Annotated in this window: 19 protein-coding genes; 12 read left to right on the top strand and 7 right to left on the bottom strand. The window is 48.2% G+C overall.

Features of this window, described 5'->3' with window-relative positions; genetic code table 11:
• Positions 1-6 precede the first annotated feature (6 nt).
• Entirely contained in the window at positions 7-1,272 is a 1,266-nt protein-coding gene (gene murA, locus MESINF_RS07085) for a UDP-N-acetylglucosamine 1-carboxyvinyltransferase (RefSeq protein WP_169699174.1), read from the bottom strand.
• A gap of 244 nt (positions 1,273-1,516) precedes the next feature.
• Between murA and MESINF_RS07080 the strand changes: the two genes are divergently transcribed.
• From MESINF_RS07080 to MESINF_RS07050, 7 genes are all read left to right on the top strand, one after another.
• The gene (locus tag MESINF_RS07080) at positions 1,517-3,838 is read left to right on the top strand and encodes a penicillin acylase family protein (RefSeq protein ID WP_169699173.1); all 2,322 of its coding nucleotides are present in this window, start codon (positions 1,517-1,519) and stop codon (positions 3,836-3,838) included.
• Positions 3,839-3,939: 101 nt separating this feature from the next.
• Complete coding sequence (locus MESINF_RS07075; RefSeq protein ID WP_169699172.1) at positions 3,940-4,383, top strand: nuclear transport factor 2 family protein; 444 nt, start codon at positions 3,940-3,942, stop codon at positions 4,381-4,383.
• Between the two features lie 9 nt (positions 4,384-4,392).
• Positions 4,393-5,364, top strand: coding sequence for an SDR family NAD(P)-dependent oxidoreductase (locus tag MESINF_RS07070; protein WP_169699171.1), 972 nt, complete (start codon positions 4,393-4,395; stop codon positions 5,362-5,364).
• On the top strand, positions 5,351-6,967 hold the full coding sequence (locus MESINF_RS07065; protein ID WP_169699170.1) for a phytoene desaturase family protein: 1,617 nt from the start codon (positions 5,351-5,353) through the stop codon (positions 6,965-6,967). Before MESINF_RS07070 ends, MESINF_RS07065 begins: the two co-directional genes overlap by 14 nt.
• 157 nt (positions 6,968-7,124) lie before the next feature.
• Entirely contained in the window at positions 7,125-7,580 is a 456-nt protein-coding gene (locus MESINF_RS07060) for a peptide deformylase (RefSeq protein WP_331838482.1), read from the top strand.
• 217 nt (positions 7,581-7,797) lie between these two features.
• A complete protein-coding gene (locus MESINF_RS07055) occupies positions 7,798-8,904 on the top strand; it encodes a cobalamin B12-binding domain-containing protein (RefSeq protein ID WP_231936653.1) in 1,107 nt (368 codons plus the stop codon).
• The gene (locus MESINF_RS07050) at positions 8,897-9,832 is read left to right on the top strand and encodes a GGDEF domain-containing protein (RefSeq protein ID WP_169699168.1); all 936 of its coding nucleotides are present in this window, start codon (positions 8,897-8,899) and stop codon (positions 9,830-9,832) included. The genes MESINF_RS07055 and MESINF_RS07050 overlap by 8 nt, the downstream gene beginning before the upstream one ends.
• A 226-nt stretch (positions 9,833-10,058) precedes the next feature.
• Here MESINF_RS07050 and MESINF_RS07045 read toward each other — a convergent pair whose 3' ends face one another.
• Positions 10,059-11,672 carry a hypothetical protein gene (locus MESINF_RS07045; RefSeq protein ID WP_169699167.1) on the bottom strand — a complete coding sequence of 538 codons (1,614 nt, stop codon included), beginning with the start codon at positions 11,670-11,672 and terminating at the stop codon, positions 10,059-10,061.
• A gap of 200 nt (positions 11,673-11,872) precedes the next feature.
• On the opposite strand from MESINF_RS07045, the gene MESINF_RS07040 reads away from it, so the two are divergent.
• From MESINF_RS07040 to MESINF_RS07025, 4 genes are all read left to right on the top strand, one after another.
• A complete protein-coding gene (locus tag MESINF_RS07040) occupies positions 11,873-13,555 on the top strand; it encodes a serine hydrolase domain-containing protein (protein WP_169699166.1) in 1,683 nt (560 codons plus the stop codon).
• Positions 13,556-13,791: 236 nt separating this feature from the next.
• Complete coding sequence (locus MESINF_RS07035) at positions 13,792-15,063, top strand: HD-GYP domain-containing protein (RefSeq protein ID WP_169699165.1); 1,272 nt, start codon at positions 13,792-13,794, stop codon at positions 15,061-15,063.
• A gap of 165 nt (positions 15,064-15,228) precedes the next feature.
• Positions 15,229-16,707 carry a thioredoxin-like domain-containing protein gene (locus MESINF_RS07030; RefSeq protein ID WP_169699164.1) on the top strand — a complete coding sequence of 493 codons (1,479 nt, stop codon included), beginning with the start codon at positions 15,229-15,231 and terminating at the stop codon, positions 16,705-16,707.
• A gap of 59 nt (positions 16,708-16,766) precedes the next feature.
• Entirely contained in the window at positions 16,767-17,249 is a 483-nt protein-coding gene (locus MESINF_RS07025; protein WP_231936652.1) for a hypothetical protein, read from the top strand.
• On the opposite strand, the gene MESINF_RS07020 is transcribed toward MESINF_RS07025, so the two are convergent.
• Positions 17,188-18,129, bottom strand: coding sequence for an ROK family protein (locus MESINF_RS07020; RefSeq protein WP_169699162.1), 942 nt, complete (start codon positions 18,127-18,129; stop codon positions 17,188-17,190). The genes MESINF_RS07025 and MESINF_RS07020 overlap by 62 nt on opposite strands.
• Before the next feature lie 151 nt (positions 18,130-18,280).
• Between MESINF_RS07020 and MESINF_RS07015 the strand changes: the two genes are divergently transcribed.
• Positions 18,281-18,799 carry a PH domain-containing protein gene (locus MESINF_RS07015; RefSeq protein WP_169699161.1) on the top strand — a complete coding sequence of 173 codons (519 nt, stop codon included), beginning with the start codon at positions 18,281-18,283 and terminating at the stop codon, positions 18,797-18,799.
• 7 nt (positions 18,800-18,806) lie between these two features.
• Here the strand turns inward: MESINF_RS07015 and MESINF_RS07010 are convergent, their stop codons facing one another.
• From MESINF_RS07010 to MESINF_RS06995, 4 genes are read right to left on the bottom strand one after another with little or no spacing between them, the layout of a single operon-like run.
• Entirely contained in the window at positions 18,807-20,084 is a 1,278-nt protein-coding gene (locus MESINF_RS07010) for an FAD-dependent oxidoreductase (RefSeq protein WP_231936651.1), read from the bottom strand.
• On the bottom strand, positions 20,084-20,794 hold the full coding sequence (locus MESINF_RS07005) for an N-acetylmannosamine-6-phosphate 2-epimerase (RefSeq protein ID WP_169699160.1): 711 nt from the start codon (positions 20,792-20,794) through the stop codon (positions 20,084-20,086). The genes MESINF_RS07010 and MESINF_RS07005 overlap by 1 nt, the downstream gene beginning before the upstream one ends.
• A gap of 23 nt (positions 20,795-20,817) precedes the next feature.
• Positions 20,818-22,314 (bottom strand): DUF4127 family protein, encoded by a 1,497-nt coding sequence (locus tag MESINF_RS07000; protein ID WP_169699159.1) that lies wholly within the window; start codon positions 22,312-22,314, stop codon positions 20,818-20,820.
• Between the two features lie 4 nt (positions 22,315-22,318).
• Entirely contained in the window at positions 22,319-23,350 is a 1,032-nt protein-coding gene (locus MESINF_RS06995; RefSeq protein WP_169699158.1) for a discoidin domain-containing protein, read from the bottom strand.
• Between the last annotated feature and the right edge of the window lie 25 nt (positions 23,351-23,375).

The following is a 23,375-nucleotide window of genomic DNA, read 5'->3' as shown; positions in this document are numbered from 1 at the left end:
CATCAATCACCGGTCGTCGTAATAAGCGATCTTTGCTCCGAGTCTGCTCAACTTTTCCTGAAAACGTTCGTAACCCCTGAATATGTGAGTCACGTTGTTTATAATAGTCTCGCCGTCGGCTGCCAGACCTGCCATGACCAGAGCCGCACCGGCCCTTATGTCCGGAGCAACAACCTCTGCACCGCTTAGCCTGTGTACACCAACTATGAAGGCCTGCCTGCTGGATACTTTTATCTTCGCTCCCATTCTGTTGAGTTCGTCAACGTAGCCGAACCGGTTTTCAAATACGTTCTCTTCTAGAATAGAGGTTCCTTCTACGGTAGTTAGAACGCTCGTGAGGAGCGGCTGTAGATCCGTCGGGAAACCGGGGTAAGGTTCTGAAGAAACGGTTACCGGTTTTAACGGACCCTTCCAGAATCCTCTTACAAAGTCGTTTCCCTTCTCCACCCCTGCTCCCATCTCTTCCAGAACGCTTATCAGGGAGATTATGTGATCGTACCTGGCACCTTTTATGGTGATGTCTCCCTTTGTAGTCAACGCGCCAAGGAGATAGGTCCCTGCTTCGATCCTATCTGGAATCACGCTATAATCGCATCCGTGAAGATTGGAAACTCCGTACACCTCTATTGTTGGGGTTGAAGCTCCGCTGACTCTTGCACCACAGGAGTTTAAAAAACCCTGGAGATCGGTTATCTCCGGTTCACGGGCGGCATTTTCGATTATTACATGTGTCCCGCTCATCAGGGACGCCGTTGTCATCAATTGCTCGGTGGCTCCGACACTCGGGAAGGGAAGCGTATAGATTATCTCTTTCTTGAACTCCGAAGGTATCATAGCCAGAACATCGCCGTGTTCCTCCGAGATCTTGAAACCGAAAGCCTCAAGCCCTTTGAGGTGAAAATCAACGGGCCTTTGGCCTATGTTGCAACCTCCGGGCTTACCCACTCTCGCCCAGCCGCAGATCATGGCCAACGGGCCTATAACATTGAAAGAAGCTCTCATCTTCCTGACCAGCTCGTACGGCACCGACCCTATGAGTACCTCGCCAGGTTTTACCGTAACCGTTTCGTCCTTGAAAGTAACGACCTTTCCTATCTGCTGAAGTATGGAGATCATGGTCTCCACGTCTTTGAGCTCGGGGACGTTTTTTATCACAACGGGTTCTTCAATCATCACCGTTGCGGCAAGTATTGGAAGAACCGAATTCTTGGAACCGCTTGCCCTGATCTCCCCGATCAGTTTTGTGTTCCCCGTGACTACCAGCTGACTCATCCGTAACCCTCCAATCTCTCTATGAGAAAAAGAGTGACCACAATATTATTCTATCAGAGCCCGGGCAAACACATCTGAAAAAGATTCACGGGTAATTTCACTTAATCGAACCGTCGTTGGTGTGAGATTCTCAAATTATGAACTTCGACTAAAAAAAGAACTGTCTCCCTGAAGAACATCTGGTTCAGAGCAAAGCACTTTATAATTGTAAGGTAAATCTAGATGATTAGTTCAAGGAGTGAACATGGCAAAACAAACAATATTCTGGTTACTGGCGATCTTTATGTTGGTATCTTTCATCTCTTCTCCAACCAGGTTGTTTGGAGATCAGATCGAGATTGTCCGTGATTATTGGGGAGTCGCCCATATATACGCAGAAACAGATTTGGAACTCTTTTTTGGGGCGGGTTATGCCACTGCCCAGGACCGTATGTTTCAAATGGAGCTTTCCCGACGAAAAGTTGAGGGAAGACTGGCAGAAATCTACGGAAAGGACTGGCTGGAATCGGACAAACTCATGCGTACACTTGGACTTTACAAACACGCGCAGGAAATTGCCGATCAACTTCAGTGTGAGACAAAGAATATACTCGAAGCTTACGCCGGGGGAGTGAACTACTATCTGGAGACTCATCTCGACGATCTGAATCCTGCTTTCCATGAAGCCGGAATCGTTCCGGATCCATGGACGGTTGCCGATAGCATCGCTGTGTGGATGCGCATCTCAGAGAGATTTGACAGATCGTGGCAAAACGAAGTAACAGCCCTCCGCAGCTATGAGCAACTGTTGAGGAGTGAAGCGACTCAAGATAACGTTATTATAGATAATTCCGCTGCAATAGTAACTGAAGCCGATTTTATTAGTACCGATCCCGATATATACCGTCGTATCATGGAAAACGAAAATCTGAACGAGCTAAGCGCCTGGCCTGAGTGGGATTCATTGAAGGCCAGTCACGCCTGGACGATCTCAGGAAGCAAGACTATTACAGGTGGTCCTCTTTTAGAGAGCGATCCACAAATTGCGGTCACACTTCCTTCTCTCTGGTATGAAATACACCTTAGCGGCGGCAACTACAATGTAAGAGGGATTTGTGTCGCAGGCTCACCGGGATTTCTTATAGGCTGGAACGAACATCTAGCGTGGGGCGCAACTGCGCTTGGTTCGGATAACAGCGATCTTTTTCAAGAGAAACTCAGTGATGATGAATCCAGATTCCTCTTCAAAGAGAACTGGTATCCAGTTCAGTCTTATACCGAAGTGATCGATATTCGGGATGAAGAGCCTGTTGAAATTACTATTAACAGAACGATTCACGGACCCATTGTGGATGCGTTTCTCGAAGGAGCAAGACCCACAGAACACTTTTCATTGAAATATGTCGCCGCTGAAGAGATGAATACGCCTATAACGGGAATGTTATCAATGATGCGATCGAGGAACTGGAAAGAGTTCACCTGTGGATTGAGTGATTACATGTTCCCTGGTATCCATATTGTGTACGCCGATGTATCGGGTAATATCGGATACTACACAGCCGCTGCAATTCCGATCCGTTCTGGAAGGCCTGGACTTCCCCAGATCGGCTGGACGGGTGACGAGGAATGGAATGGTTACGTGCCATTTGAAGAGTTACCGCATGTTCTAAATCCTTCTTCAGGGTTCGTTGCCAGCGCAAATCACCTGCCCGTTGGAGACTGGTATCCGCATTCCTTAACGATTGGCACCGGTGGAACAGGCCATAACCCCAGAAGCATGAGGCTTTACGAGTTGCTTGATAATCAAGATGGCTTCACTTTTGCAGGCTTTTCGGAGATTCACCGGGACAATGTTTCGGCAATAGCCCGTGAATTTCTAATTCTCGCAGCAATTTTGCTCGAAAGGAACTCGCTTTCGCAGAATTCCTCGAGGTTTTTAAGCGCCTTCGATGGATGGGATTATCGGCTGGTAGAATACAGCAGGGTCTCTGATCTCGCCGAGACTCTCGTCCAGGTTATGCATCGTAGCCTCAGGAGTAATACAGCGACCGCTCTTCTTGCTTCGAAATATGGTGGAGGCCACGCTGGAAATATATATCTCCTTCGTTCTGTCCTTGCCGAGTTTGAAAGATCCGGGACATTGCCAGACGAAGAAGAGGTGACAATCTGGGTCAACCAGGTTCTCGAAACTGCCGCAGCTAGCATCCGGAAAAACGCCCCTCAGAAAGGACCACAAGTTATGATCTATCAGGCTAATCTTGAAGGTTTTCCATCGATATATCCCGATGCGAATCGATATATGCCCTATCTCTCTACAACATCGGCAAATACCATTTGGTCGCAGTTGGGAAATTCATATACTCAGGTGGTTGATCTCTCTGATATAAACAACTCCCGCGCATTCCTCCCGCCCGGAGTGTCCGAAGACCCACGAAGTCCTCATTTCTTTGATCAGGTAGAACTTTGGGCCACCGGAGAGACCCGTCCGGCTCCATTAAGCAGGGATGAAGTCATTAAATATGTCGAATCTGTTGAAACACTCTATCTGTATGTTACTGAAAAAAATAGGAACTCAGATGATGGCTGAATCAAACCCATTTTGACAAAACTCCATGAATGAATGTAATAATCAAACTGCTTTTTGCCGGTGTCTAAAGGCAGAAGCTTCAACCAAATAACGAGGTGTTTATGGATGAATTCTCTATAGAAAGTGCAGATCAAATACGCGAGCTCTGGTCAAAGACATACAACACAGAAGGAAAACCCGATTGGTCGCATATTTTGCCCTATTACGACGAGAATATTATATTTAAAGATACGATTCAAGAGATCAGAGGGCTTGAGGAATTCAAGAAGATGACAGAAAGGCTTGCAAAGAGATCTAAAGAGCTGAAAATGGCCGTCTTGAGAGTCGTGATGGAAGATAGAACTGTCTTTGTGGAATGGGAGATGACAATTCTCTTCAAGAAAACTAGGACTTCGGTAATTTATGGCGCGAGCCGACTTTCTCTGAATGAAGGAGGCAAGATCATCGAGCAGAGGGACTATTACGACCTCTGGGGCGACATTTTCGACAACATCCCGGCATTCAGAAAACCTTACAGAAAGTTCATGAGAAAGCATTTCGGATAGGTGTTGCCAATGGAGAAACAGAAGAGCGCAATTGCCAGATATTGGAAACAATACAAATGGTCTAACATCTTCGCGATGATCAAAAACAACAAGGCAAATCCCGGGATCTGCAAAGATGATTTCAAGGATCGACTCATGGTAATCACAGGTGGAACGTCCGGAATCGGATACTACACATGCAGGAAGTACGCAAGCCATGGTGCGCGGATTCTGTCGATTAACAGAAGCGAAGAGAAATCGAAAAGGCTGTGCGATGAGCTCAAGCGAGATTTTGGTGTTGAATGCTCTTACATGATAGCGGATTTCAGCAGCCTAAAAGATAGCTTGAGGGTCGGGAAAGAACTCTCTGCCATGAAAGAGCCGATAGATGTCCTGATACACAACGCGGGAGTTTTCCTGAAGCACAGGGAATTAACTGAGGATGGTTTTGAAACGACATTCGCCGTCAATTATCTCTCTTCCTTCGTAATAAACTATCTTATAAAAGATAAGCTTAAGGCGCAGGAGAAGGCACGGGTGTTGATGGTGAATTCGGAAGGTCACCGTTTTGCAGTGTGGGGAATAAGACCAGACGATCTTAACTGGCAAAAGAGGCGTTACAGCGGTCTTCGAGCCTACGGTTCTGCGAAAACTGCCCAGCTTCTAAGCATGATGATCTTCAATGAATACTTCGAGGAAAGCGGAGTTACGATGAACGCAATGCACCCCGGAGCTGTGAGAACTGGAACCGGGAAGGAAAACGGCGCATTTTACAGATGGTATAAGAGAACGATAGTAGATAAACTCTCCCGCTCGCCTGAGATTTCGGCGGAAGCTCTTTACTACCTTGGTGTTTCGAGTGATCTCGAAGGTATAAGTGGAAAGTTCTTCAATTTGACGACGGAAGAAATTCCTGCTCCACCTGCTCTTGATATGGAAATCGCTAGAAAACTCTGGGTGGAAAGCTTACGAATGGGGGCGCTCAAAGATGGAAGTCTATGATGCTGTTGTTGTTGGTGGAGGAATAGCAGGATTGACAGGCGCGGCTTATCTTGCAAAGGCTGGAGCCAGTGTTCTTTTGCTGGAGAAGAACGAAAAGTGTGGCGGCCTCGTCAACTCCTTCTCAAGGGATGGTTTTCTCTTTGATGGCGGAGTGAAAGCGCTCGAAAGCGCGGGAATTATCCTGCCGATGCTCAAAGAACTCGGGATCGACATTGAAATAGTCAAAAACCCTGTATCTGTGGGAATAGAAGATAGCGTGATAAATGTGACTTCAAAGGAAAGCGTGAAAGAGTACTCCGATCTTTTAAAAAAGATGTATCCAAACAGCGAGAAAGACATCGAGAGAGTGATTTCATTTGTCAGGAGAATCATGAAAGATATGGAGATTCTGTATGGTGTAGATAATCCTCTCTTCATGGACTTCAAAAACAACAAGTCTCATTTTGTCAAAGTATATTTGCCCTGGCTCTTCAAATTTCTCTTGACTCTAAGAAGAATAGGGAAATTGAAAATGCCCGTAGAAGAATTCCTGGGAAAAATCATTAAAAACGGGTCTTTGAGGGATATCATAGATCAGCACTTCTTCAAAAACACTCCTACTTTCTTCGCTATGAGCTATTTCTATCTTTATCAGGACTATTTCTATCCAAAAGGTGGAGTTGGAACTATAGCAGAACGCGTAAAGGAAAAGATCATTCAATTCGGTGGAAACATCGGGACAGGCAGGGAAGTAACCGAGATCCATGCAGGGAAAAAACTACTCGTGGATAACGGCGGAAGATCCTACAAGTACAATGAACTGGTGTGGACCGCCGATCTCAAGAGGCTCTACTCCATTTTAGAAACAGAAGGTCTGCCCGAAGCCGTGGTTGAAAAGGTTAACACATTTAGATCCGAGATATCAAAAAAGCATGGTACCGATTCGATTTTCAGTGTTTTCGTCGCAGTGGATGAACCACCTGAGGTTTTTGAGGCAATTTCAAACGGTCACTTCTTTTACACTCCTTCTAGGAAGGGGCTTGGCGAGATTCATCGAAGCCAACTGAGAGACCTTCTGAAGAACTGGTCCGGGAATTCGAAAGAGGAGGCTCTCGACTGGCTCGACAGATTCTGTGAACTGGACACCTACGAGATATCTATACCAGTGCTCAAAGACCGAAACTCGGCTCCGCCCGGAAAGACGGGTCTGATAATCAGCACTCTTTTTGAATACGATATCGTAAAGAAGGCACACGAAACAGGTTGGTACAGCGAGTTCAAAGAAGAGTTCCAAAAGAAGATCATTGGAGTTCTTTCAAATTCGATCTATCCAAAGTTGAAGGATAAAGTCATTTTCGCGTTTTCCAGCAGTCCTCTTTCAGTGGAAAGAGCGGTGGGCAGCTTCGAAGGATCTATCGTCGGCTGGTCTTTCGAAGAACCTATACCTGTTGTGTCTAGCATGATGAAAGTCACTGACTCTGTTAAAACACCCATACCCTGTGTCCTCCAGGCTGGGAAGTGGACCTACAGCCCTTCCGGTGTTCCGATGTGTATATTGACCGGTAAACTTGCAGCCAGAGAAGCAATTAGAAGAAAATCAAGAGAGAATCGTATGACTAGATAGGACGGTTAATGTCAAGAATAATTCTCTGTGCAGAATTAAACTGTATAAGCTCGAGAAGGTGAAATATATTGTGTGAAATTTTGTTGCTAGGCAATCCTTTACTCCGGGAAAGGTCTTCTACAGTCACGGAATTTGATAGCAAAGAAAATTAAGCCAGATTGCCCAGCTCAAGAAGACTCTCGATGAATTCAGACGGGAGAACGGTTTCGGCCGTGGTATAGCCGCGCCACAGATCGGAATACTGAAGAGAATAATCGCACTCGATCTCGGAAAAGGTAGCTTTGTAATCGTGAACCCGCAGATCGTAAGTGTAAGCGGATTTAAATTCACCATGTGGGACGATTGCATGTCCTTTCCCGATCTGCTGGTCCGTCTCGAAAGAGACAGTTCAATAGATCTGAAGTACAGAGACGAGATAGGAATCGAACATGAATGGCTGAATTTAGGCCATGCAGAATCCGAACTATTGCAGCACGAGATAGATCACCTCGACGGTATTCTGGCCATCGATCATGCGATCGATGCATCGAGTATCATCTACCGCCGCGAATACGAAAAGAACCGCGAGTATTTCGACCGACTCGTTGACTACAATATAAAACCAACAGTTTAGTCGTTTCGAGTTGAGTGGACTGAGAGCATTTAGAACCCCATAGGTGAGATTTACGAACAGATAAGAAACAACGAAAAGGTAGGGAGTTATAATTGCGTTCAATATTCGCGACGACTCGAGATCACTGCAAATTGCATGAGGATATTTTTTCATAGTTTATAATGATTATATGGCATAAGGCATGGATCTTACCGAACCGTTTCAGGAGGTGTTTTTTGTGCGACGGGTTTCAGATGATTTTGGAAAGGGTCTAAGCGTTTCACCTGAGGCTGCTCTGGAGTTTGAGATTCAGGGTGAAAGGTTGCTGACGAGAGTCAATGAACTTATGTCCGCCAGAGAGGATATTTCTGAGCTTGTAGGTATGAATCCGCTTTATATAATGTACGACAACAATTCGAACCATCTGCGCTTTATCTCAAACGTCTTGAGACTCAACGATTATGACCTGCTTGCCAGAACGCTCCCCTGGGTTTACAAGACTTACACCTCCAGAAATTTCTCGGAAGATTTCTTCCCGGAAGTCTTGAAGACCTGGATGGAAGCGATAAGAGAGCACCTCACTTCTGAGAGTTCGGAGCAAATTATAAAAGTGTATGAGGCTATGCTTTCCTCTCACGATTTATCGGTGAAGAGTTCGGAAGATGCTCTCATAGGAATGAATGTCGATGAACGGTGGAAGGTAATAGAACAAAAGGTGGTTCTCGCGCTACTAAAGGGCAGCTATCGCGAACTTCAGGAGATTGCAATCGACACTATCAAAGATGCAAGATCCCTCTCCGATTTCTACCTCAAAGTGGTCCAACCCGCGATGTACGAGATAGGCTCACTATGGCAAACGGGCGAGATATCAGTTGCGGAGGAGCATCTTGCCACCTCGCTCATGAACAGACTTATGGCCAGCACATACAGTATGATAGACACCGTTCTCGCCCATCCGAGAAGGAAGGCGATAGTTATATGTTCGCAAAACGAGTATCATGAGCTTGGAGCTAGAATTCTCGCCGATCTACTGGAGCTTAATGGCTGGAATGTCAGCTATCTGGGTGCGAATACTCCGGTTTCGGAAGTTCTGAATCATCTAAAGAAAAACACTCCCTTTCTTCTTGCAGTCTCAGTTACTATGTCGTTCAATCTGGTTCACACGAAAAAGTTGATACAATCGGTGAGGTTCGATAGCGACTTAAAAGGGATGAAAATCATGGTCGGCGGACTGGTGATAAACGAATCGGAAGATCTGTGGAAGATATTGGGAGCCGATGGAACGGCTTCCTCTGCGGTAGAAGCCGTTGAAATGGCAAAATGCTGGTGGGAAGAGCGTGAATGATCTGAGAGAGGCGATCCTGGGCAGTCTGGACAGGTTTTTCGATAGTCTGGAGAACTTTTCGGGAGCGATTCTTGTTCTATTCGACTCGGAAGGTCGAATACTGGATCACAGTCCATCACTTTCCGCTTTGATCGGAGGCAAGAAGGAGTTAGTCGGAGAGAATTTCGGAAAGTATATATTGGACAACGGGATCAAGTTGATGACAAATGAGCGGCCGGGTCTCGTCAGGCTGGGGATGACCGACTCGAGATACAATATACATCTTGTGAGCGGCTTCGTAATAAAGATAGATGCTTCTCGCTGGTTGTTCTTCGGAGAGAAGATAGGTCTCTCAGTAGGAGATATCATGGAAAACATGTGGAAGACAACCGACGAGCTGGCTTCTCTCACGAGAGAACTGGCAAAGAAGAATAAGGAGCTCCAGGCGGCTAATGCCGAAATCGAGAGACTCATGAACTGCGATCCTCTCACAGGACTGTCGAACAGACGCGATTTCATGAAGAAACTCGATGAGGAGATCGAGAGTCTTTGCTCCACATGCAAACCTCTCTCGGTAATCATGGCCGATATAGACGACTTCAAGAAAGTGAACGACACGAGGGGTCACCCCGAAGGTGACAGGGTACTGCAGCTGTTTGCCAAGATACTCAACGAGATAATCTCACCGAGGCGGACCACGGTAAGGTACGGCGGCGAAGAGTTCATAGTAATGCTGCCTGAAACAGATGGAAAAGAGGCTGCCGAAATTGCCGAAGAAGTCAGGACCAATTTTGAAAGAGAGACGGAGAAACAGCTCGGCTTCAAGGTAACGGCCAGCTTCGGAGTTGCCACCTTCAGGCCTGAAGATACGAAGGCGAGCATACTGAAGCGTGTGGACGATGCCCTGTACAGCGCGAAGTCCGGCGGAAAAAACAGAGTAGTACGCTAATAGTACAATCGGTCGCCTTTGGAAGCCTGTCTACTTTCTAAGAACGATTGTTGATAAGAGCCGAGAAGAGCGCATTCGAGAGTTCTAGTCCTTTCTCTTCTTTTCGCCCTCTTTTCTTCCCGTTTCTGGCCAAGAACTTGGAGGCGCAGCGTGTCGGAACAAATAATCGCTCCTCGCATCTTTTCCTTCTATCCTATGACCTCAGTTCACGATACGCCCAGGTCCTTTAGAAGGTAATAGTCGAGTTGGCTATTTCCCAGTTCTTTTCCCAGAATGTGTAGCTCACGCTGGGCAAGCCGTCGCAAAGATCTTTGAGCCAACCGGCCATGTGAACACCACCATTCACGTCGAAGCCTGCCGTGACTTTATAGCCGACCTGTGTAGCGCTCCCGGCAGAGGCAATCGTTTCTCCTTTTATCCATGGTACAAATTGGACGAAAGGCCCCGCCACATAGTAAACATAGGCCGATAGAGTCAGCGGCAGCGAACCCTTGGCCGAGGCGTTGACTTTCGCGTTTGCCTCGAACTGGAGACCTGAATAGTTGGCCGAGTACGAAACGCTCTTGCTCCAACCATTTTGATACTTGACTGTAAGCGTCGTGTTTGCTGAGAGTGTTGTGGAGGCGCTGAAACCTATTACACCGTAAATTTTGGCCTCCGCGTTCGCGTCGAATTTCACTTCCATAACGAGCGTCACCGGAACACATGATACCCAGAAGGTTATCCACTTGGTCTTGGTTGTTATGTTTTTTGTCCAGTTCTTTGTGATTGCCGCTCCCGATGAGACTTCAATGAACGGGGTCAATGAAGGACTAAAACTCACAGTCGTCTGGAATCTCTTCAAGACATATTTGTAGTTCCACCAGCTGATTTTCTTCCATTCATGCTCCCACAGAAGCGACGCGCCGAATGTCAGGCTGACGGTTAATCCCGGTTCGACCGTCAATGTCTGATACGAGAATTCGTTCGAGAAAGTATGGGAGACATAGAAGCTCCAGGAACCTGAGTAATCTTCCTTGAAGACATAAGGTTTCGATTCGGTCAACATACGGGTTTTGGGACTATTGAAGACTACTGTGAAGGCGGCATAGTCTCTCAGCTTCGCCATGATCTCTTCGTTGTCCGATTTCATAAGTTTTTCTGGCGAGCCGCCTCCGGTAGTTATTTCTTCCTTGAGGGAGATCGTGTTTTTGTCATAGTTAAGACTTGCCTTGAATTTCGTACCTCCACCCAGATCTAGCGACCAGTCTTTAAGGGGTTTTTCGCCATGAGGAGATAATAACTCGAAGATCTCCGATCCCTCCGGAAGAACGATCGTAGTTGTCTTTGTAGTAACGAGCGAGTTTTTGGAGGAACCAAGGAAGGCCGTTTCAAAAGCCTTTCCGTCTATCAGGTCTTCGAAGTACTTTAGCATGACCTTCTCCTCGGAGAAGTTCTTACTCGAGAATTCGTAACTTCCCGGAAACTCCTTTGATTTTGTGATAAGCCCGCTGATTTTCATCGTAATAACACTCTTGTAATTGCCACTTTTGTCGACCGAGATTTCTATGTCTCTGTCTCCGAAACCAGGTACCGATGAGTAGAGAAAGAAGTAGCCCTTTGAGATTTCATCATAGAAGTTATTGAAGACCTCATCATGCAATTCGCGATCGGAAAGAGCTTCACTGTGCTGAATATAGACTTTTGCCAGATCAGAGGAAGGGACATATTCTGTACGGGTAATGACCGCGTTGCCACCTGGTTCGATCACGATTTTGTCTTCTACAGATCGTTTAAACTGCGTAGAAAAGACCAGTACCGATGCTAGAAGAACAACCACAATCAGGATCTTTCTGAACATGTTCACACCTCCTTTCAATTCATACGTATGAGTATAACACTGTCGATATGTGTATACTATCAAGCGGCTCGACAGTAATTAAAAAATTCTAGACCTGTTTTTCTAACTCACGTGCTTAAACAGGGAGTTAATCGCGGAAAAATCGGGCAGGCAATGAGTTATACTATTACTATGTATTTTTTTGATCGGAGGGATCTGTCTTGATAGAAAAGAAGATCGAATCTCTGTTCGAAGATCTTGCAGATACAGGAATCGCCGCAGCTGTCTTGAAGGACGGCGAAGTCGTTTTCAAGGAGACCTTTGGCTATGCAAACCTTGAGCACGAGATCCCTGTGAAAGCAAATAGCGTCTTTCATGTCGCCTCTGTGAGCAAGCAGTTCACTGCAATGTGCATAGCACTGCTTGAAGAGAAGTCGCTTGATCCATCTCAGAGAATTATTGACTTTTTTCCTGACCTGGGCGATCACGCAGGCGAGATAAAGATCTCAGACCTGATACATATGACAAACGGCCTTCCCGATTTTTACGGCATGTCCCAGTACATCATGGGGTTCAGAGAGAGCGACTTCATAACCTCAAATGAGGCCTACGCCTTATTGAAAAAGCTTCGTTGGTTGAAGTTTAAAGCCGGTGAGAAGTGGAGTTATGGAAATTCCGGTTACTTTCTGCTAGGAAGACTGGTAGAGAGAGTGGCAGGCCTGTCGTTGAATGAATTCGCAACAAGGGAAATCTTCGCCCCCCTCGAGATGAAAGATACCTTCTTCAGAGAAGACAACAGCAGACTGACGAAAAATATAGTATCAGGTTACTGCAACTACAAATATCTGCATCCGGAGTCTTTCAAAGATCCGTCCAACGATCCGGTAAAAGTCAGTAATGCCCTGGATCTGATGGAATGCACCGGCGCCGGTCAGCTCTGGAGTACCATCGACGATCTGCTGATATGGGAGAGAAACTTTCATTCGAACACACTTGGCAAAGACCCGGAGGTTATATCGAAAAAAATCCTCTCTCCCGGCATCTTGAATGACGGTAGCGAATGCAATTATGGCTATGGTCTCTTTCTCTCGAAGAGAAAGGGCCGAACGGTCGTCATGCACGAGGGAGGTTGCCTTGGGTTCAACTCGGTAATATACAGAATGCCGGATGAATCCCTGTCGGTTGTGATTCTGGCAAACCGAAACGACTTCCTTTGCAACAGGCTCGAAAAACTCGGAATAGAAATATACGAAGCCATCGCAGATGAAATCCTCGAAAATGATTCGACGTATTTGATTCAAAAGAAGGAAGTTTCTACCGTAGAAAGCTTTACACAAGACTGGTCAGAGCTAATGGAGAACGGAGATAAATGGTTCGCCGAAAGAGAGAGCGCCCGAATTTGCAGGCTTTTTGTTGAAGAAGGTTTGCTGAAACTGGATATGAACGGCGAAAATGTAATGGTGCTATCACCCTTGCAGGGACTGCGTTTCAAAGAAAGAAGCAGGGCTTTCAGAGGCGAGATCACACAGGAGTCTGGAGAAATCAGACTTTCTTTAATCAGCGATGTTGGCATGAAGCAATTTCTACCTTTTATCGAGCCGCTATCTATAGACGAACTCTCGGAGTACGCGGGAAGATATTACTGCCGGGATATAGACACGGGCTACGATATCTCTGTCGCTGAAAGGGGCTTGCTCTTGCGCAACATAAACCCGCACCACGATGGTATGAATTTCCAATACCGGCCGGCGATAAAGGATATCTTCTACACTTTTGCGCCGCCGTACATCGCCTGCTACTTCAGTGTTGAGTTCTTGAGAAACCATAACAATATCATCGAAGCTTTTATCTTCAGAGATTACGATAAGGACGGCAGAGAGTACCTGAGATTTTTGAAAGTCTAGCACTCTGAAATAACTATATCCTGCAAAAAGTGAAAAGCCTTTTGATCGCTTCACACAGTAATCCAAAGCGATTCTCTACGATATTACGATATTCTTTGCAGTATTTTTGGAGAGAGTCTATCGGAAATATTGGAAGTGAATATTCGTATGATATATTAATTTGAATGATACTTTATATTAATTCGAAAGACTCAACCATAAATGAACTGGGAGTGTGGAACATAGGAGGAATTCCGATGAAAGGATTTTCGGAACTGAAGTTCGCCGGCCCCAGAGTAGTCTCCGCCGTCTTTCTTATCATGTTCTTGCTTATGTTTTTGCCTTTTCATATTTTCGAGTCGGAAGTCATTCAATACACCCACAAAGTTTACTCGGATATCTACCGGAAAGCTGTCGATCAGTTTATTACGTCTATATCTAGAGGTTATTTCCAATGGAATGACATGTTCAACGCATTCATATCACAAGACCGGGAGTTTATAGATAGCATGTTCCAGGAGATACTGACTGACTTTCCTTATGTGAGAGAGATCATGATAGTCGAAAGACCTTCGGGAATGACGATGGAAAAGGACTACATGGTATCTATGAAAAACGAGGAGCTTTATGCGTATGTCAATATAATGGACAGCCTTTCACAGAATGCAGTAGATGATGTGGTGGTCATGGTTGGTATCGACAAACACGAGGTTCTCGAAGGCCTCTCCATGGCCGATAGAGTAATCCTTTCAGACGAAGGCAAAAAGATATTTGCTTACGGGCTTCATGCCAGCGTAAGGGGTTACGGACTCTACAACTGGCTGGTATTTCACGCCTTCATCTCCGGATTGATAGGCGTTCTTTTGATGATGGAAGTTTTGTCCGTCTCTTTTTCCAGATATCACCAGACAAAAGGCCTGCAGACGATAGTTCATATGTGGGAATTACAGGATCCATATACTACATATCACTCGAGAAATGTAGCCATAATTGCCGAGATTCTCGGAAAGCGTTTAGGGTTGAAAAGAAAAAAACTCATAGAAATCGTTAACGGAGCAAAGCTCCATGACATAGGTAAACTCGGAATCTCTACGAGCATACTGAAGAAGAAAGGACCGCTGAATGAAATCGAAAGAGAAGTAATGATGGATCACCCTCGACGCGGAAAAGATCTGCTTGAACAGTTCAAATATCTAGATAAATACATTCCATATGCATACGCGCACCATGAAAGAGAAAACGGTTCAGGATACCCCCAGGGACTGAAAGGAGAAGAGATTCCCTTCGAAGCGAAGATTCTCGCCGTCGCCGACGTCTTCGAAGCTCTCACTGCCGATAGACCTTACAGAGAGGCTTACTCCTTACCGGAAGCGGCCGAAATGATGACCCGGATGCCTCTGGATCAGAGGATAGTCCCGGAGGTCTTTAAAGCCCTGCCAGAATTGTATGAGAAATTAAACCGAAGTACTCTTCAAAATAGCCGGGCGAATTTTGAAAGCAGCATAGATGTGCTAAGAAAGCCAAGATAACCTAATATGCTAAATAATCACATTAAAGACTCAGATCTTATAATAAAGAGCCACCCAGTCCCGTAGGACGGGTCCGCGTTCCGGGACAATTGACGACTAACCGCTCTTCCGCTCTTTGATCGATTTTTGCGTCATTCCAGTCATAAAGTGAAAGGAGTGATGAATTTGTACGGAAGAGCGGTAGAGTTTCCCGATTCGGGGACCTGGTTGAATGTCGATGAGCCCCTTTCAATGGAAAAGCTCAAGGGTAAAGTGGTTCTTCTTGACTTCTGGACTTACTGTTGCATCAATTGTATTCATGTTATTGCCGATCTGAAGTGGCTGGAGGGGAAGTTCAGCGATAAGCCGCTGGTTGTTGTCGGAGTACATTCAGCGAAATTCGAAAACGAACGACAGGAAAGGAACATACAGGCGGCTATACAGCGATACGGAATAACTCACCCCGTATTCGTGGACAACGAATACCACCTCTGGGACCGTTACGCAATAAGAGCGTGGCCCTCTTTCGTTCTGATAGGACCCGACGGGAAGATTCTATCCAAAACCTCCGGCGAGGGAAAACGCGATTACCTTTCGAACGAAATCACCAGGGCGCTGGAAGATGGGGAGAGTAGAGGGATCTTGAGCCGGGAAAAACTGGAAGTCAAGTCACCAGTTTACAGCGGCGGACCGATGCTTTCCTATCCGGGGAAGATCTCTTTCGACAGCGACGGAACTCTATTCATAAGCGATTCAAACAACAACAGAATCCTTATAACCAGGCTGGATGACAAGTTAAATGCGGCCATTACCGATATTATTGGCAGCGGCTCTCCGGGCATGTCCGACGGTGGTTTCGAAAAGGCCACGTTTAACAAACCCCAGGGCATCGTATATTCCGGCGGCCATCTATATATCGCCGACACGGAAAACCATGCGATCCGCAAGGCCTCCATTGAAGAACGGACGGTGACCACAGTTTCCGGCGACGGCCTTCAGGGGCACAACTGGAATTACAGCGGAGAGCCTTCGAGGGCGAGGTTGAACTCGCCGTGGGATCTTCAATCAGACGGTGTGCATCTCTATATAGCGATGGCCGGAACCCATCAGATCTGGAGACTGAACATGAGAAGCAATACCATAGAAGCCTTCGCCGGAAACAGCCTGGAAAATATAATAGACGGCTCTCTGAGAGAGGCGAGCTTTGCCCAGCCGAGCGGGTTGTTCCTCAGCGGCCGCAGGCTTTATGTAGCCGATTCGGAAGTTTCTGCCATAAGGTTCATAGATCTCGACAGGGGAACGGTCCATACTCTGGCCGGGAACGGTCTCTTTTCCTTCGGGCACGTGGACGGTAGTTTGAGTCACGCTCTCTTTCAGCATCCCTTAGGAATTCACGGCGAGGGCGATTTTCTGTACGTAGCGGACACTTACAATCACGCTATAAGGAGGGTGTCCCTGGAGGCCAGGCGCGTAGAAACGCTTCTAAGAACGGCCGGAGGGGGCACCTGCAGGATCGACGGTTCAGAATGTTCCTTCCTGGGGCTTTTTGAACCGAACGATGTGAAGTATCGCGATGGACTTCTCTACATCGCCGATACCAACAACCACCTGATCAGGGTCTTCGACGGTAAGGAGCTTCACGATCTGAGTATCACATATGTTTGATATTACAGATTATTGATGTATCATAAGAATGGCGTCATTCAAATTCGGGGGTGTTGCTCGTGCGAAAGTTCTTAACGCTTTTTGTGATGGTTCTAGTAATCGTTTCGCTTTCGATGGCGGTCGAAATAGATCTCGGCGTGAGTATCGAGGTAAAGCAGGTATTTGAACAGACGCTGGCCTGCGCCAGGTTATCTATACTGGCAAACGTGGGAGTTTTCGAGTTCGACATTCCCTTCTCCCAGGTATGGCCTTCGGAGAGGAAGTTCGAATTCGTCGATCCTCTTCAGACATACGCCGGATTCAATTTCAAGCTTCCCATAACGATTCTCTATGTGAAGGCCGGTCTTGGGGTGCAGGCTGCCGGTGTTATCGATCTTATGGCTGGAAAGATACAGGGCTGGGATCTCCCTTCCAAAGCGCGTCTGGCTCTGGGCGTATCGGAATCGGGACTTTATCTCGAAGGGGGGGTCTCTTTGGGATTCACTCCGGCGCTGGATAATCTCTTTTTCTGCCCCTACGCGTCGGTCGGAGTTGTTTTCTAGAGGCGCTTTTCATCGCGAAGATCGCCGCGCCTATGATTCCGGAGTCGTTTCGCGAAAGCGACAGCACAACGTTCTCGGGGCTATAAAGAGACAATTGTGAGGGAGCGACAAGTTTCTCCCTGAGAGACAGCAGGAAGCGATCGCCGAGCTCGCATATTCCGCCCCCTATAACGACAGTCTCAGGATCGAAGCTCAGGAAGATCGAGTCTATGACGATCGCCAGATCGCCGGCGACCGTATCGACGGCCTTCTCGACTATCGGATCGCCACTCATGTACTGCTCGACAAGCGTTACCCTGTCCAACTCGCGACCGGTAACCTCAGTCACCAGCCTGTGAATGAGTCTCATGGAGACGTATTGCTCGGCACACCCGGCCTTTCCGCAGTTGCAGCGCCTTCCACCGGGATGCAGAACCACATGTCCGAATTCGGCGGCTTCGCCGCGCTTTCCCAGTAGCGGAACGCCGTTTATCACCACTCCTCCGCCCAGACCGGTCCCCACAGTCAGCATGACCAGCGTTTCCGTGCGGCGATGGTTGGAGAACCATTCGCCCAGAGCGGCAGCGTTGGCATCGTTTAAAACGGCTGTAACGACACCGGTCTCCTCCTGTATGAAACTCTTCAAGGGTACTCCTGTCCAACCGGTCAAATTGTCCGTGGCCAGATTCACCTCGCCCGTGAGAGGATCGACTCTGCCGGCCGTACCGATGCCGATCGCTTCGGGATTGCTGACGGCGAGCTCTTCCTTAACTATCTGCACGAGCTGCTCTCTGAGCTTTCTCTGCGTTGGATAGAGCTTTTTTTCGGAAATCACTCCGTTTTCATCTACAATCGCTGTCTTGATCATCGTTCCACCGATATCTATACCGAGAGCACGCATTAACACACCTCTCTTGAGAAATCTCCAGAAGTCGTTCCGTGCCTGTCCGCAGACGGTCTAAAGCCCCGTTTGTAAGATCATACATCATTTTCCTTATGGATCCGCCGTCTGTGGCATAATATATAGAGATTCTTTTTTCAAGGAGAAGGAAATGACTGAAGCTTTCGGCTTTTCTTTACCCACAACGGTTCTGTTGTTGAACATAGGTATAGTTTCATTCATAGGCATAATATGCCTCATAGGCTATTTCAAGACCAGGGGATGGCAGAGAATCTTCTCCACCACATTGACCGGTGTACTGCTGGTTGTCTTCATCTTTCTCTTCATAATATTTCCCTTGAGCAACAATATCAGAGTTGACGACAACGGAGTCATCCTGAACGCCTTACCTTTCGGAAACAAAACTATCGCTCTCAATTCTGCCGAAATAGCCGGAATCATCGACTGGCAGGAAAGTCGCGACTTCGAACCGACTCTGAAGACGAACGGCGCATCTACCGGCAGTTACAAGGTTGGCTGGTTCAAGCTGAGAAACGGTTCTAAGGCTTTTCTTATGACAGCCCGGTCGAAGGTCTTCGTTTTTAAATCCGAAGACATATATTACCTGATCTCTCCTGACGAACTGGAGAAGTTCAGCCAGGCCGTTTTTTCCAGATCCCAATCTCTGTAAGAACTGGTCAGCGTCCGTCGATGGCGATTTCAGAAAGGTTTTCTCCACGGGAGATCGCCCGATGCAACACCTGGCCGATCGCCTGGCCCATGCCGGCAACGGTCGGCATGACTCTCGCGGCGCTCTGGCCAGAAAAGTCGCTCGAAAAACAACGTCCGATGATTGCGAGATTGTCCAGATCGGCGCTTATAAGAGATCTCAGTGGTATTTCGTAGTAATCGTCGTAAAGGGGGATAGCCTTTCTCTCTTCCTCGCTAACCTGCTGCGTTGACCTGTTGTGGACGTCTATGCCGTAAGTGGCCCTTACAACCCCGTCGGGGAACTTCCTGTGGGCCTTCACATCCTCGCCGCTGAAAACGTACAGCCCTCTCGACCTTCTGCTTTCCCTCACGCCCATCAGCGTGGCTATTTTCTCTATTTCCGCTTTTTCAAAGCCTCTGACGTACTCCCTGGCAAAGGTCATCAGCTGGTCCGTCTGGGCCATGCAGTCGGTGACGGCCTCGGACAGTTCGAAGGGATCGACCGCGCTTTTATCGAAGGAATGGGTGGTATTGACAGTGGCTCTTCCACTCCCGGGAAGTTCTATGAAGAAGAAGTAATTGTGCAACCGGTCGTACCCGCCCTTCCTGGCTCTCTCTATCTCTTCGAAATAGCCTGCCACAGACAAGATTTCGAAGTCCGGGTTCACCCAGGCGAAGAAGTTTTCCCTATTACTTCTTATATCTTCCCGTACTCGAGCGTAATCTATCCCCGATACCGTGAACATCAAAGTCATGGCCTGGTTCGCGCCGTTCTCGTCACCCTGGAAAACCTCGGCTCCGGCCATGTATGAGAGCGTCGCGTCCCCGGTCGCATCCACGAAGTATCTGGCCTCCACCTCGAAAGCGCTCCCCTGAGACGAAAAAAACCTGACGGATTGTATCTGCCGGTCGCAGCTTTCGACTCCGATTGGAATAGAATGTAGAACCAGAGAGACACCGGCGCTTTTAAGTTTTTCGAAATAGATTATCTTCATTATCTCCGAATCGAAGGAGTTTGCGAGCAGCCCTCCGCGCCTTGCAAGATCCTTCAGTATCTCCTCGAAGATTCCTCCCACAAGGCTCCCCGAGTCCAGCCAGAACCTCATGAAAGGGTTGCAGAGGCCGAGGGTGGATATGCCTCCGACAGAGCCCTCGCGCTCGACTAGAAGAACGTCGAGACCAGCCCTCCCGGCCGCTATCGCCGCGTGCACGCCGGAAATACCGGCGCCGACTATCACCACGTCCTTCTTCAAACCGATCAACACTAGCGACCTCCCGCCCGGGACATGAACCGGTTCTTCTTCCACTCTTCGAGGTAGCTTGTGAATCTCCTGGTTATCAGCTGGGGCCTGGTTATGACGCTCCCCACGGTAACCGAGAAGGCCCCGGCTTCGAAGGCTCTGACAACTTGCTCCGGTTCCCAGTAATTGCCCTCGGCCACCACGGGAATATCGAACTCTCTGGACAGCACTTTTACCAGCTCTATGTCGGGCTTAGGTTTGTCGCTGCTGTCATCGGTGTATCCAGAAAGCGTAGTAGCGAGAAAATCCGGTCTCAGATCCAGCACGGCCTTCGCGTCCTTCAAGTCGGAGATGTCGGCCATTATCAGTCTGTCGGGGAATTCTCTCCTGATGTTGAAAAAAATCGAGTCTAGAGGCTCGGGCCTCTTCCTCAAGGTGCAGTCGATGGCTACCACATCGGCACCGGCCGCCAAAACCGCGAGGGCATCCTCGGAAGTGGGAGTTATATAGACACGGTAACCCTCTATATTTCTCTTGTTAAGTCCGATAAGAGGTATATCGAAGGCGGCTTTTATATCTTCAATGTCCTGCGTGCCATTGGCCCTTATGGCGCTTGCCCCTCCCATGATGGCGGCCTTCGCCATCAAAACCATGATCCCGCGTCCGTGGAGAGGTTCGTCCTCTAAAGCCTGGCAGGAGACTATTATCTTCTTTTCGATTTTTCCAAGATCCATACCCAATACTATCACCTCAGAGTTCAACGCTTTGCCACCACATATAGGCCCAGTTCGAAGGACCTGTGCCAGGGAAAGAATAACCTTTCGATCTCGAAGTCCATTTCCAGCGCCCTCCGAACGGGTGGAGCAAAAGCCTCCAGTTCCTTCCTGACGAATTCCTCGGCCCACGATTCAACAGGGATAACCGTCCACGGCCGAACACCCTTCTTTTCGGCTTCGACCAGCAGCCTTTGTCTCACGTTGGACTGAAAGGCCCAGTGCTCGATGAAGAAGATCGCCTGGAGTTCCTTGATCTTCGACCGGTCGAGGTTGAGCAACCCCTTCTGGCCGAGAAACTGCACTATCGAGTGTGCGCACACGGTGCCGAGCGTGTTCCCGGCCGTGTTCCAGGCCGAGTAGTTCGTTTCCAGCCAGTCCAGCCCGCTATTCAGAAGTTCCTTTACCAGATAGTTGTCCGCGCCGTTGGTGTATTTCACGTCGGCTATACCCTTTATCTTTCTGCCAGCGGCCTTAAGATCGGAAAAAAACCTCTCGTAGGGAACCGTATTGGCCGGAACGGACGGCTGCTGAGGACTGTCGAGACCCTCTTCGGGGTTGTTTGCCAGAAGTACAATGTCAACCTCGCCCTCCACCACTCTACCCCCGGCCGCTTCTATATGGTTGTATATGCCCCGGTGCAGGGGAGAGCCTTCGTAAGGCGGAACCAGCTCTTTGTATTCTGGAGAGGAGTAACGCACTTCAAAAGCCGGAACGATGCCCAGCGACTCCGATAAAACTCTCGAAAGAAGACTGAGAGTCGCCTCGTCGGCACCGGCGTGTATGGAAACCTTGGAACCGATTCCCAGAGAATCTACCCTGGCCTGGTGGATCTCGCTTTCGGCCAGAGAGATGCTCTCCTTGCTGTTATCATCGAGAACCAGGTTCAAAAAATCCAGCACGCCCCTCTCGACGAGCTCTATCACGAGCGAGACCAGTTTTCGGTTTCTGACACGTCTCACGAGATAATCCTTCACGAAATGAACCGGTATCTTTCCCATCTTCTCGATCACTGACCGATGCACCCTCTCGCCCCTGAAACTCCTGGCCAGCAGCCTGGAAAGGTCGTACATATCCTGGCCGAAGTACTGCCAGTAATCGGGTTCCTCTTCGGCCGAATTGTAAAAGGGCGTTCTGGTAACGGTCGTTGTCGCGTAGATCTTCACGTCGCGATCCTTCAATCTTTCGAGCAAGCCCAGCCTTTCTTTGAGAGTGTCGAGAGTCTCTATACTCATTCGTGAGGGTATCAAGCCGCCGTGCACGAGCATGTCTATCGAGAGGACGAGATAATCGCCAGGTAAGACTGTCTCATCCAGCCATTTCAGCAGTCGCCGAATATCCGGGGGCGTTTTCTTTGCCCCCAGATAGGATTTTGGCGGAGTCACAACGTTTATATTCGCCGCTCTTGCCAGTAGCAAGAAATAGTCTCTCGTGCAGAAGCGCTCATCTACAGGGAGAAATACGACTCTTTTGTCGAACATATCTTTACTTCACTGCCCAGACTGTAGCCTCGGCCAGCATGGTCCACGCGTTGCCCCTGGGTCTGATCTCGATCTTCACATATCTTGCCACCACCGGTTCAACGGCCACCCAGTATATCTCGTTTATGAATTCATTCTGCGCCGGATAGGGGTTGGTAATTGTTGCCAGGCCGACGTTCCTGAATTCCATCCCATCGTCGCTGACACCTATTAAAAGACTTTTCGGCAAATTGACCGCCGAGGCGAACGAGCGCATGAAATGGCCGGAAACTCTGACTATTGAAGTGGGTTCAAGAAGATCTATTATTATCGTCGGATTGATCGCCGGATTGTCGAAGCCGATCATGTCGGCCCAGGAGTACCTCGCGAAGCCATCGGTTACTTCTATCGAATCGGTGTCCGGATAAGCGTCCGAGGAAAGTGGTATTAGCATGTACGGCTTGCCGACCGAAACAGTGGCTGCCTCTGTCAGATCCATGGTTCCCCCGACAACGGCTCCGAGTTCTTCCGGTATCGCGCCGTCTCCTACGATAACCTCGGCGACCATAGTCCAGGCATTTCCCCCGGGAACTACTTCAATTTTTACGTATCTTCCGTAGCCGACGAACTCGTCGTTAGCCCAGTAGAGAGTGGCGATAGTGTCGTTTGGAACTGGAGCCTCTGCGTAAGTTATCCCCATGCCAAGATCCTCGTAGAGCTCGCCATCTTCTGAGATGGACACTATGAAATACTCCGGCAGGTTGACGGCCGAAGGGGCCGAGTACATAATCTTCAGAGCTACGTAAGATATCTCTTCGAAGACGGCGCCGAGATCGACGACGATCGTCGGGTTGGCGACGGGGTTATCCCAGCCCACCATGTCTCCCCAGCTGAAGTTGAAGCTGCCATCGGTGAGCTTAGTTCCAGTATCCGCGTAATTGGCATTCGGCGCCGGACTCAATGTATAGGTCTTGCCGGCCGACACGTTGAACTCGCCGGCGAACATGAAAGAAACCACCAGTAACGTGAGAAGCAACAATATACCCTTTTTGAACATTTTTATTCCTCCTTCTTTTTCAAGG

The organism is Mesotoga infera (genome assembly GCF_900157305.1).
Classification (GTDB): domain Bacteria; phylum Thermotogota; class Thermotogae; order Petrotogales; family Kosmotogaceae; genus Mesotoga; species Mesotoga infera.
Note: the sequence above shows the minus strand (reverse complement) of the source record. Positions and strands in the feature narration are given on the sequence as shown.